The organism is Lysobacterales bacterium, from assembly GCA_019634735.1.
GTDB lineage: Bacteria > Pseudomonadota > Gammaproteobacteria > Xanthomonadales > UBA2363 > Pseudofulvimonas.
The window spans coordinates 324,881-337,733 of the sequence record JAHCAT010000001.1; the positions used below are offsets into that span (position 1 = coordinate 324,881).

Consider the following 12,853-nt stretch of genomic DNA (forward strand, 5'->3'; position numbering starts at 1 on the left):
GAACAGGACGCCGCAGGCGCAGCGTTCAAGGATCGAGCACTCCGCCTTTCCACCGACTGCCGCCGTTTTCCACCACCCAGGCATCGATCACCCGGAGACCCTCCTTGGCAGGACCCAGATCGATCAGCTCCGGGGGGCGGTTCGGGTGGCGGAACAGCAGGTGGCCGTCGACCACGGCATGGAAGGGCGTGTCTGGCAGCCGGCGCAGCTCGGAAACGCCCTCGCGCAGCACCAGCAGATCGCCTTGGTGGGCGACCACCAGAAGGTGGCCGTCGGCCAGGCCCCAGTGGCCGTCGCCCTGCCAGGAGACCTGCAGGCTGAGCAGCCGGTCCTGCCTGCGAGCGGGAACGCGGTGCGCGAGGGAGCGCGGATCGACGCCGGACGATCGGGAGAGCAGGTGCAGGCGGCCGCCGGAGGCGAAAGCAAGGCCGATGCCGCCGCCCGACCAGAGCGGCCGGAAATCCGCCTCCAGGTCGAGCGGCACGGGCTCTCCTGCGACGTAGAGGCGGGCGCCATCGGTGGCCAGGACATCGCTGAAGCCAGGCAGCAGGGCCAGGCGATCGGCATCGACATCGGCCAGGCGGCGAAAGAACGGGCGCTCTTCCTGGAACTCGCCATACAGCGCCTGCCGGTGGTCGGCGAGGTAGTGGCGGGGCAGGTAGCGGGTCCGGTCGGGATCCAGCCCGGGCACGGCATGGCCACCGACATGGACATGGCGATGGTCCCGTGCAAACCCAGGCGCCAGCACCCGCCAAGTGCCTGGGTCGCCGGCCTCGACCTCGCGGCCCTGGAACCAGACCCGGTGGCGATCGACGGCATAGCCACCGGTCAGGGGCCTGAAGCTGGACGGGTCGGCGCCGGACATGCGCCGGCGGCCATGGGCCAGGCAGTTGCCGCCCCGGCACCAGTAGGGCTGCCCCCGCCAGTTCCGACGGTAGTCAGAATCGGGCTCACCGCCAGGTTGCGATCCGGCATCGGCCTGCAACCGGACCGGCGCAGACGCCACGACCGCCGTCAGCAGGGCGCACAGGAGCGTGATCGCGGCGGCAGGTCGGGCAGGCATGGGCGAAGCCGCGGTAGCTGTGTCGGTGAGGGAAGTCGGTCGTGTCGGGGCCGGCCGGAGGCGGCCCGTCGGCATTGCCTTGGGTACTGCGCAGGCAGCGCGGCGAATGCCTCATTGCGCTCGGAGCCGCTACCCGAGGACGACCGGGACCGGGCCGCCTCGTGCCGCGCCGGCGCCGGGCGCGGCATGCCGGCTCAGTCGCGGAAATTCTCGAACTGGAGCGGCAGCTCGAACTCGCCCGCCCGGAGCTGTGCGATCGCTGCCTGGAGGTCGTCGCGCTTCTTGCCGGTGACGCGCAGCTTGTCGCCCTGGATCTGGGCCTCGACCTTCAGCTTCGCGGCCTTGATCGCCGCCACCAGCTTCTTGGCCTGGGCCGCCTCGATGCCCTGCTTCACGGTGACCTTCTGGCGGGCGCCGGCCAGGTTGACCTCGGGATCGGCGATGTCCAGGCAGCGGATGTCGATCTTCCGGGCGATCAGCCGCGCCTTGAGGATGTCGTGCATCTGCTGGAGCTGGAATTCGCTGGGTGCCTGCAGGGTGATCAAGGGCTCGGCCAGCTCGAAGCGAGCCTCGGTGTCGCGGAAATCGAAGCGCGTGGCCAGCTCGCGATTGGCCTGGTCGACGGCATTGGTCAGCTCGTGCTTGTCGACCTGGGAGACGATGTCGAAGGAGGGCATGGGCAGGAGACGGATCGGGAGCGGCCATTGTAATGCCGGTGGGACGCATCGTTCCGGCAGACGGCGCGTCGGTCGCCCGGTCCAGGCGTTCGGACCCGGCGACAAGCTCCAGTCGTGGCAAAAACCCGATCCGGTTGCCGTGACAAGGATAGGGACGCATCACGGATCGGTGGCGGGCATGGGCATTCGGGGACATCGCATGCATCGGCACCCCCGGGCGAGATCGTCATCTACCGGACGACTTGCCGGGCAGGGCGTGCCCGGCCCGCGCAGGCGAGAGCCACCGCGGGCGGACAGCAGGCGGGCGGCTCAGCTGCTGACCGTTGCCGCCCTGGCGTTGCTGCTAGGCGCACTGCTGTATCGCGCATGCCGTCCCGAACCGCCCTGGCTGCTGGGCTGGCTGGACGCGAGGTGGGCACCGGTGGCCTGCCCGGCGATGCTCGGCGGCTGGTGGCCGAGCGCCCTGCACGCGTTCGCATTCACGTGCCTGCTAGGCGTCGCGATGGGCGGGGGCCGCCGGGTCGCCCTGATCGCGGGCGCGTTCTGGGTGTCCGTGGCCCTGCTGGCGGAGCTGGCCTGCCTTGGCGGGGCGCTGTACGGCAGCCACGCGCTGTTCCCCGGTGGCCTGGGCTGCCAGGCCGATCCGCTGGACGTCCTGGCCGCGATCGCCGGTGCCGTGCTGGCGATCGTCCTGTTTCCGACCGGCGCGCCGGCGCCGGGATCCATCCAACCAACCCCAAGCGAGGAGTCGAATCCATGAAATCCATGCGCAGCAGGCCGCTGCTTGCCGCGGCGGTGATCCTTGCCGGTGTGGCGAGCATCGTCGGCACCTCCCGTCCGCCGGGAACCCGGGCCGAAACCACCGGGGAGATACTCGGCGTGTCGCTCAGTCCGCCCGTGCTCTGCCTGGATCGCCCCGGTCCGCCGCTGGCCGAGGTTTCCGTGAGCCTGCGCTCGTCCAACAACCAGTGCATCGACATCAAGATCAACGGCGAACCGCTGGTGTCGCCGTTCGGATCCACCTTCGAGCCCTCGATCGCCGGACAGAACCGGTGCGGCACCGGCGACTGGCAGGAAAGCTACCGGTTCTCGCTGGCCAACCGGTTCGGCACGACCCTACCCGCCGAGGTGATCGCCGAGGCGACGCTGTTCTCAGGGGGGCTGTCGGTGACAGCGCAGCAACGCCAGTTCGACCAGCGCACGGCGCGCATGGAGACCCGGTTGAGCTGTCCGCCATCGCAACTCCTGCCCGGCGGCTGACCCGGAAACCTGACAAGACCGCCACTGCGCGGCCTTCGCCACGCACCCTCAGCAAACACCCGGGCTGGGCGCTGGCGAATCAGCCTCCCGGCGCCTGGGCCCGGTCCCGGCGACCGGGCCACGCGCCAGCGGGCCGTCCCTGGCCTGCAAGGTCCGACAGGCGGCCACCGCCGCCGGCCCCGGAATCAGCCGTGACCGGTGATGGCCGGCCGGTCCTCCCGACCCAGCCAGGCGTAGATCAGGCCACCGGCCATGCCCCCCGCCAGGGGGGCGAGCCAGAACAGCCACAGTTGCGTCAGCGCCGGGCCGCCCGCCACCAGGGCGACCCCGGACGATCGCGCCGGGTTCACCGAGGTGTTGGTGATGGGAATGCTGATCAGATGGATGAGCGTCAGGGCGAGGCCGATGGCGATCGGCGCGAAGCCTGCGGGGGCCTTGTGGTGGGTTGCGCCCATGATCACCACCACGAACATCGCAGTGAGCACGACTTCGGCGAGCAGCGCGGCGGTCAGGCTATAGCCGCCTGGCGACATCGCCGCGTAGCCGTTGCTGGCGAAGTTGCCGGCTGCGGCCGGATCGTGCGAGAAGGCGGGCGAGCCGCCGGCGATCTGCCAGAGGAGCAGCCCGGCGGCGACGCCGCCCAGCGTCTGGGCCAGCACGTAGGGCAGCAGGTCGCGAATCGGGAAGCGTCCGCCGGCCCACAGTCCGAGGCTGACCGCAGGATTGAAGTGGGCGCCGGAGACATGCCCGAACGCATAGGCGCCGGTCAGCACGGTCAGACCGAACGCCAGCGAGACGCCCAGCAACCCGATACCGAGCGGGTTCCCCGCGCCGCCGAAGTTCGCCGCGAGCACGGCGGCACCGCAACCACCCAGGACCAGCCAGAACGTGCCGAGAAACTCGGCGAACAGTCGTTTGCTCATGATGTCCTCCCTCGCACTGGAAATCGCGCGTGGCCCAGCATACGCCAACGCACCTCGAAGGCCAGGACCCGGTCGGGGCCGGCCCCGCCCCGGCGCATGCGGGTGGCCGCCGATGGCGACAGAAGGCTAAAGCCGCAGTGCGGTCCGGAAGGCCGTCTCGCCGGCGGCGAAGCGCGCATCGACGCCTGGATCGCCGAGGGCTTCCGCAAGAGCGGTGACCAGTTCGTAGTGATCGGTGTCGGTGCCGGCCGTCTCTCCGGCCTCGCGCAGACCCTGCTGGACACCGGCGTGGACGCGGGCCACCGCGACGCTGCGGGGATGGCCGAGGGTGGCATCTTCGGGCTGCTGGAACGACGCCAGGCAGGCGGCGTAGTCCAGCGAATGGTAGGCGCGGCAGTTGAACGGACGCGCCGCGTACATGCTGCAGGCGCCGTCCGCCGCCAGCAGCGGGCAGGGCAGGTTGGTGGCGAACAGGCGTCCGGTGGGCAGCGCATGCAGTTGCGCCGCGCTGTCTGCAATCCGCTCCCGCAATGCCACGAAGCCCGCCTCGTCGAGCTGGCTTCGGATATAGGCGGCAAGCGCGAGCACCTCGACGGCGGTGACCGCAACCCGCAGGTGGCAGCACAGCGCGCACCCGCGCCGGCACGCCAGTTGGCCGCGCACCGCCGACGGCAGCCGGGCAAGCTGTCCATCCAGCACGCGCAGGGCGCCCCGTCGGGCGCGTTCCAGATCGCCGGCCGCCGGTCGTGCCGGGGCCATCGCCCGCGTCGCCTGGCGGGCCTGCTCCCGAAGTTTCTCCGTCTCGTCCATGTCGCCCGCTGGTCTCCAGGCTGCCGATCATACGCGCAGGGGCACTCACCGCCTTCCGACGTCCTGCACGATCGGCTGCAGGACCATTGCGGCGCAGACTCTGCAGGACGATCCGGTCGATCGGAGTGCGGGCAGGAGTGAGCGCTGACCGGGCAGGCCAAAGCCGGCAGGACGCGGCAGCCGCCGGACGGGTGCATGCACATCCTTCCATAGCGCGCGCGGCGGCAACTGCACGCTGAGAACGGCACCGTTGACTAGAATGATCGGCCCAGGTCCCTCGCCGCTGGAACGTTCTCCAACCAGGCCCATGGAAAACCTCGCGCAGATTCTCCTCCTGCTGGCTGTGACGCTCGGCGTCGTGCTCATCTGCCAGCGGCTGCACGTTCCGACCAGCCTGGGTTACCTGCTGGTCGGGTTGATCCTCGGGCCCTACACCTTCGGGCCGAACATCGCCATGCCCGAGCTGGTCCAGCTCGCCGAGTTCGGCGTGGTGTTCCTGCTGTTCACCATCGGCCTGAACTTCTCGTTGCCGCAGCTGCAGGCCTTGCGCCACCAGGTACTGGGTCTGGGCAGTGGCCAGGTGGCCTTCACCACCGGGCTGGTCGGTCTGCTGGTGTGGCTCGCCGGCATGCCGCTCCCGGTGGCCTTCGTGTTCGGTGCCGTGTTCGCGCAGTCGTCCACCACCATCATCGCCAGCCTGCTGGCCGAGCAGGGCGAGCAGAACAGCCGGCACGGCCGGTTGGGATTGGCCATGTCGGTGTTCCAGGACGTTACGGCGGTGCCCTTCCTGGTGATCATCCCGGTGCTGGGCACGGCGGTCGGCGCCGGTGTGCTGGCCGGCACCCTGGCCTGGGCGCTGGCCAAGGCGGTATTCGCCTTCGCGCTGGTGCTGCTGGCCGGGCGCTGGCTGCTGAAGCCGCTGTTCCTCCTGGTCGCGCAGCGGCGTTCCGCGGAGGTGTTCACGCTGGCCGTGCTGCTGGTTGCGCTGCTGGCGGCCTGGACTACCTTCGGGCTCGGCCTGTCGCTGGCCTTCGGGGCATTCCTCGCAGGCATGATGCTGGGCGAGACCGAGTTCCGGCATCAGGTCGAGTCCAGCGTCAGACCATTCCGGGACGTCCTGCTCGGCCTGTTCTTCATCGGCATAGGCATGCGCCTTGACCCCCTTGCACTGCCGCCGATCTGGCATCTGGTGATGCTCGGCGCGCTGTTGATCCTCACCAGCAAGACGCTGCTGGTGGCGGCGATGGTGCGACGGACCGGAATCGATCTGCAGACCGCCTGGCGCACCGGACTGCTGCTCTCGGTGGGCGGCGAGTTCGGCCTGGCCCTGGTGGCGATCGCTCTCGACGCAACGGTCCTGGACGATCGCCTGGGCCAGGTGGCGATCGCCTCGGTGCTGTTCGCCATGGTTCTGGGCGCCGTGCTGGTCCGCTTCAACGGCGCCATTGCCGCGCGTCTGGCCGGCGCGCGCGAAAAACCGACGGCCAAGGCCGTGGAGACTGCGGAGCTGCCGGTCGATGCCCAACGCCTGGTAGTGATCGGTGGCTATGGCCGGGTCGGCCACACCGTGGCGGTGATGCTGCACACCAGCGGCGTGCCGTTCATCGCCTTCGACCCGGACCCGGCCCGGGTGACCCAGGGGCGCGCCGACGGTTACCCGGTCTTCTACGGCGACATCGGCGACCCGGCACTGCTCTCGGCAATCCATGTCGAGCGCGCGGCCCTGGTGGTGATCACCGTCGACCAGCCGGACATCGCCCTGGCGGCGGTCAGCCACCTGCGCCGGTTGTGCCCGGAAGTGCCCGTGCTTGCGCGCGCCCGCGACCTGGCCTCGAGCACGCGGCTGCTCGAGGCCGGCGCCGTCCATGCCTATCCGGAAATCATCGAGGCCAGCCTCAGACTGGCTGGCACTGCCCTGCGCATGCTGGACGTTCCCACCGAGGACGTCGACGAGGCCATCCAGGGCGTTCGCGACTGGGGCTACCGGCCGGTCGCGGCTCCTGACGCCGGGGCATCCGGAAGTCGGCCCGGGTAGCGTGCACCGACACTGCCCTGCAGTGGAGGCGCAGGGCGTTGCGGGCTGGCGGCTACCCGCGCCTTGCGCGTTCGTGCTTCCCGGCCCCCTGGCAAGCGACAGGCCGCCGTCGGTCCACGGCAGTCCGCCTTGCCCTGCGGGTGGCCATGGCCGACAGTGGCGGGGTGTCCTTTCTGGAGTCGCTCATGTCGAGATCCTGCGTGCTGCTGGCAGCCGTCCTGTCCGCCGGCACGGCGCTCGCCCAGCCCGACGAACAGCGCTACAGCGTCCTGGTTGCCGGTACCCGTGTCGGCCACCTGGTGGCAACGGTCGATGGCGGGCGGGTCGCCATCGACTTCGATTTCAAGAACAACGGTCGTGGGCCGACCATGACCGAGTCCCTGGTCCTGGATGCCGATGGCCTGCCGTCGACATGGACCATCGAGGGCACCAGCACGTTCGGCAGCCGGGTGGAGGAGCGTTTCGCCCGGGAAGGCCGGTCGGCACGCTGGACCGACAGCACGGGGGAGGGCAGCGCGGCCGAGGGCGGTGGGCGCCTGTACATCGGCCAGGGTGCCAGTCCGTGGGCGCTTGGCATCTACGCGCGCGCCCTGCTCGCCGCCCCGGACCGCAGCCTGCCGGTACTGCCGGCCGGGGAGCTCCGTCTCGAGGTGGGCGAGATGTTCGAGGTGGGGCAGGGCAATGGCCGCCGGCAGGTCCGTGTGCACTCGATCAGTGGCCTGTCGCTGGGCCCGACCCACTTCCTCCTGGACGAGGAAGCGGCATTTTTCGCGGTGATCTCGCCGCGCTTCGTGATCGTCCGTGAAGGCCATGAAGCCGAACACGAGCGGCTGGGCGCCCTGGCGGAGCGTCTCGGACGCGAGCGCCTGGAAGGCATGCAGCAGCGGCTGGCGCAGCGCTTCGACGCGCCCGTGCGGATCCGGGATGTCCGACTCTTCCAGCCCGAAACCCTGGAACTTTCGGCGGCCGTGGACGTGGTGGTATCCGGGCGGCGCATCGCCAGCGTGCAGCCGGCCGGGGCGACACCCAGCCCGGGCGAAGTGCTGATCGATGGCGAGGGCGGCACCCTGGTGCCGGGCATGTTCGAGATGCACGGCCATACCGGCCAGGAAGCGGCGCTGCTCAATCTTGCCGCCGGCGTCACCAGCATCCGCGACATGGGCAACGACAACGCCGTGCTGGCCGCGATGATCGACGGCATCGAGGCCGGCACCATCGCCGGTCCGCGCATCGTGCGCTCGGGCTTCATCGAGGGCCGCAGCCCCTACAGCTCCAACAACGGCATGCTGGTAGCCAGCGAAGAGGAGGCATTGTCTGCGGTGCGCTGGTATGCCGCCCGGGGCTTCCACCAGGTCAAGCTCTACAACAGCATGAACCCGGCCTGGAGCGCCGCGGCGGTGGCGGAGGCGCACCGGCTGGGGCTGCGCGCCACCGGCCACGTGCCGGCCTTCAGCAACGCCGATGCCATGATCGAGGCCGGCTACGACGAACTCACCCACATCAACCAGATCATGCTGGGCTGGGTGCTCGAGCCCGAGGAGGACACCCGGACCCTGCTGCGCCTGACCGCGCTCAAGCGCCTGGACGGCCTGGATCTGGACTCGCCCCGGGTGCGGCGGACCATGGATGCGATCGTCGCCAACAAGGTGGCGGTCGAGCCGACCATCGCCATCCACGAGAACCTGCTGCTCAACCAGCACGGCGAGGTGCCGCGCGGCGCGGCCGACTATCTGGACCACATGCCGGTGGGCGTGCAGCGCGACGCGCGCCGGGCCTGGTCGGACATGTCGGCGCCGGGCGACCGTGAGGCCTATGCCGGGGCCTGGCAAACCCTGCTGGCCACGGTCCGGGCGCTGCGCGAGCGCGGCGTGCAACTGATCCCAGGCACCGACCTGGGCGGCGCGCTGACCTTCCACCGCGAGCTGCAGCTGTTCGAGGAGGTCGGCTTCAGCCGCGCCGAGGCGCTGCGCCTGGCGACCCTGGACATGGCCCGCTACCTGGGTCAGGACCAGTCCCTGGGCTCGATCGAGACCGGCAAGCTGGCCGATTTCTTCCTGGTCGCCGGCGACCCGCTGGCCGACCTGCGCACACTCAAGGCGATCCGCATGGTGGTCAAGGACGGCACGGTCTATTACCCGCCGCAGATCCATGCCGAGTTCGGCACCCGGCCGTTCGCGACGGCCCCTGCGCTGACCTTGCCCCAGCCCGTGGCCGCCCGCTGAGGCGGGCCGATACAGCGCCCCGACCCGGCCCTGCCGGATCGGGACGCCTGGTCCAACCTCCGGACCGCCGCGATCCGCCCGGGCCAGGGGCGGACCGCGCCGGTCACCGAGGGTCGGTCAGTCCCAGATCACCCGGGCCTTTAGCACCTTGAGGTCGATGCCGGCCGAGCAGTTCGGAAAGCGCGTCCGCACCCAGTAAGAACAGGTGCTGTTCTGGCTGTGGACCACGCCCGGGATGCTGACGAAGCTGAACTGGTTGCCGCCCGAGCCGGTGCTGCTTCGCGAGGCCAGCTCGGTGACCACTGGGGCCTCCGCGTCGAACGCCGGCTGGCAGACGCGGTAGAGCAGGACCTCGACATCGCCGCCGGCGCTCGAGTCGTGGGTCCAGACATCGAAGAAGCGCAGGCGCCGGTCGTCGCGGAAGTGGATCGGCGCGTCCGCGAACAGGTTGGTCGGCGTGCCCTCCAGGCAGCTGAAATTGAAGTTGCCTTGGGTGGTGTAGGCCGCCTCGTCGCCGAGCAGCATGAAATCGGTGGCCTGGACGCTGGCCCAGCGCACGTCGCCGCCACCGACATCGACGGCGCTCTCGATCAGCTCGCGTTCCGCCAGGCGCTCGGCGAGGGGGCGCGTGTCCGGTTCGATGATCAGCCGCTGGATTGGCGGACCGTTCGGATCGAAGCCGCGGGCGGCCAGTTCGGCCGGATCGGTGATCCATTCGACCGGTTCGGAGGGTTGCGCGGCGAGGTTGCCACAGGCCAGCACAGCGAGGGTGCCCAGTACGGGAATGATCTTCATGGTCGGGGCCTCCTCAACCCGGAACGTGAATGCGGAAGCCATGCCGGAACAGCCGGTCGGGCATCAGCGTCTGGATGCGCATCTTGTAGATGCGCAGGTTGACGTGGTTGGCTGCGCATGCCGTTGCATTGCTGCCGAACACCACCTCCAGCCAGTACTTGCAGTCGAGGTTGTTGGGTACGTTGTTGCCCGCGAACAGGGTCGTGGAGAACTGGCCGGAGGTTGAGGTCAGCGTGGTTCCCACGATCAGGTCGGTGGTCGGGGTGACCTGGCTCTGCGCCATGCAGCTGCGGTGCACATTGAGCGTCAGGTCCGAGGTCGATGCGCCCTTGACGCCCCACACCCGGACCCATTCCAGGACCCGGCTGTCGGGCACCGTGAACGGGTAGCGGATGGTGCGCTCGCCGCCCGCCGCGTTGTTGTTGCAGTTGTAGGACGACGTGCCGTCGCTGCTGCGATAGCGGGCGCTGGGTGCCGCTCGACGGGCGCCCATGCCCACCTGGGAGCGGAAGTCCTGCCGGTAGAAGCCGAGATCGGGGGTGCCGGCGATGACCTGGGGGTCCTCCTCGACCGCCAGGGCGGCCGGCGCGGAGCCCAGGGCTGTCGCGGCCATGGCCAGGGTGATGCATGCCAGTGTCTTCATGGTCGTCTCCGGTTCTCGTCCTAGGGCACCAGCGTGTACTGGATGCGGAACTTCCTGAGGATCAGGCCGCCGCCCGGCTGGCAGGCCGATGCGAAGCGCGCCCTCGCCCAGTAGGTGCAGTTCCGGGTGTCGGTGACCGGGTGTGGCGTGGGGATGCTGATCGTTTCGGTGAAGCTGCCGGGCGAGCCCGAGCTCGCAAGCTGCGCCAGCACCGTGTTGACGGGTGACCCGGCCGACAGGTTGGGCAGGCAGCTCTCGAACAGGAACGAGGCCAGGTCGTGGTCGGCCGAGCCATCGAAGCCCCACATCCGGAAGAAGCTGATGCGGGCGTTGTGCGGCACGTGCAGCCGGATGTCCGCGAAGTTCTCGGTGCTGCTGGCCAGGCACCACATCGAACCCGCCGAGGTACTGGTCGCGTAGTCGAGCGTCGAGTTTCGTCCGCGCATCTCGAAGCCGAGGGCGTTGACCCAGCCGGTGCTCGGCAGCACGCCGGCGACGCCGGCATCGGAAGGATCGAACTCGACGTCCAGGGTGACCGGCGCCTCGGGCGATCCGACATGCATGCGCCACTCCCCGGTGACGCCATTGTCCTGGATCGGCGAAGCCGACAGGGACGCGACGGCGAGGGCCGCCGTCAATGACACGATACCGCTCATAGTCACTCTCCTCCTCAGTTTTCCCCGCGAACCGGGGACCCCGCACCGGCAGCGTCTTTGCCGACCAGCGCATGACCATCAAAGGTAGTTACGCAAAAGGCGGCCCTGTCATGCCATGGCGGGCAGCAGGCTGCACCTGATCGGTCGGTCGGGGCAGCGGGCCGGCCGGGGTGGGCGGTGCTCCCGGCGAGTGTGGGATTGCGGATCAGGGAAGCCGGAACCCGGGCAGCCAATCCGCCAGGAGCGACTGCTTGTAGGCCAGGGCTGCCTCGGCGGCGCGCTGATCGATGCCGGCCAGACGCACTGCGTCGCCGGGACGGATCTGGCCGGCCAGATGGCGATCGGCGCGGATGACCTGCAGCACATGGGGGTAGCCGCCGGTGGTCTGGCCGTCGGCAAGCAGAAGGAAGCCCTGGCCATCGGGCGTGCACTGGACGGCGCCCGGAAACACCGCTTCGCTGCCGTGCGACGACGACGCATCGAAACCGGGCAGGACTTCGCCGGAAAGCGCTACGCCCATGCGGTCCATCCGGCCGCCGGCACGCAGCCCGACCGTCGCCGGCCAGCCGGCGGCGACCGGCCAGTCAGGGCCGGCGACCGCGCGCAGCGTCCAACGGCGGCTGAGGGGCGGGCGAAGCGACTGGGGCGTTTCCAGGCGAGGATCGGCCTCGCGTGCATCCGTCCAGCCCAGCACGTCCCCGGTGCGCAGGGCGCGGCCCTTGTGGCCGCCGACGCCCGCCGGCAGATGGGTCGAGGTGGAGCCGAGGAACACCTCGGCATCGAATCTGGCCGCCACCGCCAGATACACGCGCGCCCCGGCTCGGCAGGGTCCGATCGACAGTTCGTCCCCGGCGTCGGCGTGCAGAACCCGGTGCCAGGAGACCGGCGCACCCGCCAGATGCAGCGCCGCCTGGGCACCGGTCACGGCGAACCAGACCGCTGCCCCGAACCGAAGCCGTGCCGGACCCAGGGCGACCTCCAGCGCCGTGGCCCAGGCCGGCTGGCCGACCAGCCGGTTGGCCAGCGCCATCGACAGAGGGTCGGCCGCACCCCCCAGGGGCACGCCCTGGTGTCGAAGTCCGATGCGCGGCGCGCCCTGGACGGTGCACTGCGGCCCGCCGACCAGGACCTCCAGGCTCATGAGGGCTGCACCGAGACCAGCCGGACCAGCTCGCCGACCCGCAGCTTGAACGGCTGCGCACTCGCGGCATCGAACAGCGGCGTGCAAAGCCGTCCCACCAACGGCCAGCCGCCGGGCCCCGGCAACACGTACAGGCCGACCTGGCCGCTGATCAGGCCGATCGATCCGGCCGCGACGCGTCGGCGTGGCGTGGCCAGGCGCGCAGCACGCAGGGCCGGATCCAACCCGTCGAGGTAGGCGAATCCCGGCGTGAAGCCGATCAGGTCGACCCGCAGCTCGGCGCCGCAGATACGGGCGACGAACTCGGCAGGCGCCATGCCGTTGAGCGCGGCGAGTGCCGCCAGGTCCGGACCCGCCTCGCCGCCGAAGACGGCCGTCAGGTTGCGCTTCCCAGCCGCCTCGGAAAGACCGGGGATCCGACAGTCGACCTGTTTCTCCAGCAAGGCCCGGGCCTGCGCCAGTCCATGCCGGACCGGATCGATCTGCACGGTGACGCCGGTTCGACCCGGAACCACCTCCTTCCAGACGGCCAGGCTGCGCAGATGCTCGGCCAGGGCATGACGGGCGCCCGGATCGTCCGGTTCGATGCGCAGCGCGTCGTCGCCGCAGGGCCTGATCCTCACGAAGA

At 70.2% G+C, this 12,853-nt stretch carries 13 protein-coding genes; 4 read left to right on the plus strand and 9 right to left on the minus strand.

Annotated elements, in window-relative coordinates:
• Window positions 1-25 precede the first annotated feature (25 nt).
• Both KF823_01285 and KF823_01290 read right to left on the minus strand, forming a co-directional pair.
• Window positions 26-1,063: a DKNYY domain-containing protein gene (locus tag KF823_01285; protein MBX3724536.1), complete on the minus strand. Its 1,038-nt coding sequence runs from the start codon at window positions 1,061-1,063 to the stop codon at window positions 26-28.
• A 194-nt stretch (window positions 1,064-1,257) separates the two neighbouring features.
• The gene (locus KF823_01290; GenBank protein ID MBX3724537.1) at window positions 1,258-1,740 is read right to left on the minus strand and encodes a YajQ family cyclic di-GMP-binding protein; all 483 of its coding nucleotides are present in this window, start codon (window positions 1,738-1,740) and stop codon (window positions 1,258-1,260) included.
• A 337-nt stretch (window positions 1,741-2,077) separates the two neighbouring features.
• Here KF823_01290 and KF823_01295 point away from each other — a divergent pair, with 337 nt between their 5' ends.
• On the plus strand, window positions 2,078-2,500 hold the full coding sequence (locus KF823_01295) for a hypothetical protein (GenBank protein MBX3724538.1): 423 nt from the start codon (window positions 2,078-2,080) through the stop codon (window positions 2,498-2,500).
• Window positions 2,497-3,000: a hypothetical protein gene (locus KF823_01300; protein ID MBX3724539.1), complete on the plus strand. Its 504-nt coding sequence runs from the start codon at window positions 2,497-2,499 to the stop codon at window positions 2,998-3,000. Before KF823_01295 ends, KF823_01300 begins: the two co-directional genes overlap by 4 nt.
• Before the next feature lie 185 nt (window positions 3,001-3,185).
• Here the strand turns inward: KF823_01300 and aqpZ are convergent, their stop codons facing one another.
• Complete coding sequence (gene aqpZ / locus KF823_01305) at window positions 3,186-3,923, minus strand: aquaporin Z (protein MBX3724540.1); 738 nt, start codon at window positions 3,921-3,923, stop codon at window positions 3,186-3,188.
• Window positions 3,924-4,049: 126 nt separating this feature from the next.
• A complete protein-coding gene (locus KF823_01310) occupies window positions 4,050-4,733 on the minus strand; it encodes a YkgJ family cysteine cluster protein (protein MBX3724541.1) in 684 nt (227 codons plus the stop codon).
• A 307-nt stretch (window positions 4,734-5,040) separates the two neighbouring features.
• Between KF823_01310 and KF823_01315 the strand changes: the two genes are divergently transcribed.
• On the plus strand, window positions 5,041-6,768 hold the full coding sequence (locus KF823_01315; protein MBX3724542.1) for a cation:proton antiporter: 1,728 nt from the start codon (window positions 5,041-5,043) through the stop codon (window positions 6,766-6,768).
• Between the two features lie 185 nt (window positions 6,769-6,953).
• Window positions 6,954-8,990: an amidohydrolase family protein gene (locus tag KF823_01320; protein ID MBX3724543.1), complete on the plus strand. Its 2,037-nt coding sequence runs from the start codon at window positions 6,954-6,956 to the stop codon at window positions 8,988-8,990.
• 117 nt (window positions 8,991-9,107) lie between these two features.
• Here KF823_01320 and KF823_01325 read toward each other — a convergent pair whose 3' ends face one another.
• From KF823_01325 to KF823_01345, 5 genes are all read right to left on the minus strand, one after another.
• Window positions 9,108-9,785 carry a hypothetical protein gene (locus KF823_01325; protein MBX3724544.1) on the minus strand — a complete coding sequence of 226 codons (678 nt, stop codon included), beginning with the start codon at window positions 9,783-9,785 and terminating at the stop codon, window positions 9,108-9,110.
• Between the two features lie 13 nt (window positions 9,786-9,798).
• Window positions 9,799-10,428: a hypothetical protein gene (locus KF823_01330; protein MBX3724545.1), complete on the minus strand. Its 630-nt coding sequence runs from the start codon at window positions 10,426-10,428 to the stop codon at window positions 9,799-9,801.
• 20 nt (window positions 10,429-10,448) lie between these two features.
• Window positions 10,449-11,084: a hypothetical protein gene (locus KF823_01335; protein MBX3724546.1), complete on the minus strand. Its 636-nt coding sequence runs from the start codon at window positions 11,082-11,084 to the stop codon at window positions 10,449-10,451.
• 205 nt (window positions 11,085-11,289) lie between these two features.
• Window positions 11,290-12,225: a biotin-dependent carboxyltransferase family protein gene (locus KF823_01340; protein MBX3724547.1), complete on the minus strand. Its 936-nt coding sequence runs from the start codon at window positions 12,223-12,225 to the stop codon at window positions 11,290-11,292.
• Window positions 12,222-12,848: an allophanate hydrolase subunit 1 gene (locus tag KF823_01345; GenBank protein ID MBX3724548.1), complete on the minus strand. Its 627-nt coding sequence runs from the start codon at window positions 12,846-12,848 to the stop codon at window positions 12,222-12,224. The genes KF823_01340 and KF823_01345 overlap by 4 nt, the downstream gene beginning before the upstream one ends.
• Between the last annotated feature and the right edge of the window lie 5 nt (window positions 12,849-12,853).

Excerpts from the sequence above, each read along its gene's own strand:
- KF823_01310 (MBX3724541.1), bottom strand. The coding sequence starts at position 4,733 with ATGGACGAGACGGAGAAACTTCGGGAGCAGGCCCGCCAGGCGACGCGG.
- aqpZ (MBX3724540.1), bottom strand. The coding sequence starts at position 3,923 with ATGAGCAAACGACTGTTCGCCGAGTTTCTCGGCACGTTCTGGCTGGTC.
- KF823_01325 (MBX3724544.1), bottom strand. The coding sequence starts at position 9,785 with ATGAAGATCATTCCCGTACTGGGCACCCTCGCTGTGCTGGCCTGTGGC.
- KF823_01315 (MBX3724542.1), top strand. The coding sequence starts at position 5,041 with ATGGAAAACCTCGCGCAGATTCTCCTCCTGCTGGCTGTGACGCTCGGC.
- KF823_01340 (MBX3724547.1), bottom strand. The coding sequence starts at position 12,225 with ATGAGCCTGGAGGTCCTGGTCGGCGGGCCGCAGTGCACCGTCCAGGGC.
- KF823_01290 (MBX3724537.1), bottom strand. The coding sequence starts at position 1,740 with ATGCCCTCCTTCGACATCGTCTCCCAGGTCGACAAGCACGAGCTGACC.
- KF823_01330 (MBX3724545.1), bottom strand. The coding sequence starts at position 10,428 with ATGAAGACACTGGCATGCATCACCCTGGCCATGGCCGCGACAGCCCTG.
- KF823_01320 (MBX3724543.1), top strand. The coding sequence starts at position 6,954 with ATGTCGAGATCCTGCGTGCTGCTGGCAGCCGTCCTGTCCGCCGGCACG.
- KF823_01300 (MBX3724539.1), top strand. The coding sequence starts at position 2,497 with ATGAAATCCATGCGCAGCAGGCCGCTGCTTGCCGCGGCGGTGATCCTT.
- KF823_01285 (MBX3724536.1), bottom strand. The coding sequence starts at position 1,063 with ATGCCTGCCCGACCTGCCGCCGCGATCACGCTCCTGTGCGCCCTGCTG.
- KF823_01335 (MBX3724546.1), bottom strand. The coding sequence starts at position 11,084 with ATGAGCGGTATCGTGTCATTGACGGCGGCCCTCGCCGTCGCGTCCCTG.